This is a genomic window from Campylobacter sp. BCW_4321 (assembly GCF_001763075.1).
Classification (GTDB): domain Bacteria; phylum Campylobacterota; class Campylobacteria; order Campylobacterales; family Campylobacteraceae; genus Campylobacter_D; species Campylobacter_D jejuni.
Genome location: NZ_MJYA01000013.1, coordinates 1 through 2,405, shown reverse-complemented (window position 1 = coordinate 2,405; position 2,405 = coordinate 1). Strand labels below are relative to the sequence as shown.

Genomic DNA, 2,405 nt, shown 5'->3' with positions numbered 1-2,405 from the left:
ATAAAATCAATCTGTTTAACTTCTTTATTGTTGATTGTTAAATTTTTAATAGTTTGAATTAACTCTGTTTTAGAACTTATAAACATAAAAGATTCCTTATATAAAGCATTATTATATCATTTTTTATTTGCTAATATTTTTTGTCTCTCTATTAATCTCTCCTATCCACCTAAGCACATTGCCCTTATCATCAATCTCTACTTCTAAATCTTTGTATTTGTTGTAAAATTTAGGAGCTAAGATTTCATTAATTAGGATTTTTATAACTTTAAAAACTTCTTGTAATTCTTATTGCATCTTTTTAACTTTTTACATATTCTAGGTATTTGTTGTTGCTTGTTGCCTTTGTTGTGTCTATTTTTCACATAATTTCAGACGATATTCTTGTATAATCTGCTTGTTTTTAGAAATATATAAAAAATTATTAAAAATATTGTATTCATAAATACCATTTTTAAAAACATATCCTTTAAAATTCATATTTACATCACTAATAGACTTACCGTTTAGGACAATATATTTTCCATTATTTTTATTGACACCCACATATACAACTTTATCACAAGTTATATTACCCTCTGGACATAGATTTAAAATTTTTATCCAAAACTTTTCATTTTCATAGGTACATTGCTCTAGTGGAGTAAAATCCTCTTGCGCTAATAAATAAGTACTAAAAAATAAAAACAATAATATATTTTTAAAAATTACCATTTTTCATAACCTCCTTGAATGTAAAGCTTATATTCAGCATTTCTCCTATTAATTAGTCCTTGCATTACTTTATTTTGACTTTTGTTCCACGCCATCCAAGCTTCCTTTAATGTTTTGCAGCCTGTTTTCTCTCCATTGATGATTTTAACAACAGAAGAATTTTTAAAATTATCAATCCCTATATTAAAACATAATATAACCAAGGCATCAAATTCGTTCTGTGCTAAGGAAGAGTTTATTGAATTTTTTACAGCATTTTCAAAGGGCAACAAATCGCTTTTAAACAATTTATCCGCTTCTTGTAAAGTAATACCATTTTTATACAAATCCCATTCATTTTGCCCTATAAGATGTCCATATCCAATAGTTGCACCTTTAACATATGAAGTAATTTCTTTTCCATTTTGATCATTATAAGGTTTGAGTCTTAGCTTCTCTATATTTTTTAAAAGATTTTGACCATCATTGCTTAGATGAGTGATTTTTTCTTGAGTATTGTTTTCACTAACCCCATTTACCACCACAAATTTACAAACATAAAACTCTTGTTTTCTATCTTCATCTTCTAAGATTTCATCTAGTCCTTGTGCGATTTGAAGTTTTAAATTTTGCATTTTTGCAGGAGCTAAAAAACTAAAATGATATTCGTTTAATTCTTTATTATCTTCTAAAGCATTTTTGATGATTTTATCATACTCATGTAGCTGTGTAAAATACCCTACTCCTAAATCTTTGTTTTCAAATTCCTTATAAGCACTTTTATAAACTTTAGCAATGTTTTTTGAGATAATAAAATAAAGTTTGATTAAATTAGTATCAAAGCTAAGATTTAATTCTTTAAATTCATAATCTTTACTAAAGTCTTGTTTGAATTGATTAAGAATATTTATATCCTCTATATCTTTTAAATCTTTTAAATCTATATTAAATTCATTTAAAGCCTTATTTTGTTCTTTTTTTTCATTATTGATTAAAAGATTATAGATAGGTAAATTATCTTTTTGAAATCTATCACTTTTATAATGAAGTCTTATTATAGGTTCTTTTAACTCTATTTGATTTTTACTTTGTTCTCCTAAGCCCTCTTTAGGATTAAAGCTGTGATCAAATTTAAACTTAGTAGGAGTAAAGCTTACTTTTAAAGGAAAACCTTTATCACTAATACAAGCTGATATGAGTTCTTGTAAGATTACATATTCATTATTGACTTTCTTTTGAGATAAGGATCCTTTTACATTAACAACTTTAGTACAAGGAACACTTACACCTGCTATAGTATTAGGACAAGCTACTATACTAGAGTTTAATAAATCACTTTCTAGCATAATAGGCACACCATCATCTTTAAAAGTTTTTCCTTTGTTTGATTTAAGTATGACTTTACCTCCATGGATACATTCTAGGTTTTGATTTTCTAAAAGAGCATGAAGTTTAGCTATAGCTTGTTTTTTATCTACTTGTGTGGTTTTTTGTTCTTTTAAAGTGTTTGAAATTAAGTCTTTATACTCTAAGCTTTGTTTGCTTAAACATTCTAATTTGATATTTAAAGAATTTTCTATAATAGAATAATTAAGCAAGCAAAGTTCATCATTTTTATAAAAGATACTAAGTCTTCCTAAACCACTGCTTTCATCTTTAGGAGAAAAATAATAACTAGGTGTATCTTGTTTTATAGTATTATCTTGATCTAA

General features: G+C 25.8%; 2 protein-coding genes. Both read right to left on the bottom strand.

Annotation, left to right across the window (positions count from 1 at the left end):
- Positions 1-354 precede the first annotated feature (354 nt).
- Entirely contained in the window at positions 355-714 is a 360-nt protein-coding gene (locus tag AJN58_RS02360; RefSeq protein WP_002779560.1) for a hypothetical protein, read from the bottom strand.
- On the bottom strand, positions 708-2,291 hold the full coding sequence (locus AJN58_RS10285) for a lysozyme (RefSeq protein WP_070291932.1): 1,584 nt from the start codon (positions 2,289-2,291) through the stop codon (positions 708-710). The genes AJN58_RS02360 and AJN58_RS10285 overlap by 7 nt, the downstream gene beginning before the upstream one ends.
- Positions 2,292-2,405 lie beyond the last annotated feature (114 nt).

Excerpts from the sequence above, each read along its gene's own strand:
- AJN58_RS02360 (WP_002779560.1), bottom strand. The coding sequence starts at position 714 with ATGGTAATTTTTAAAAATATATTATTGTTTTTATTTTTTAGTACTTAT.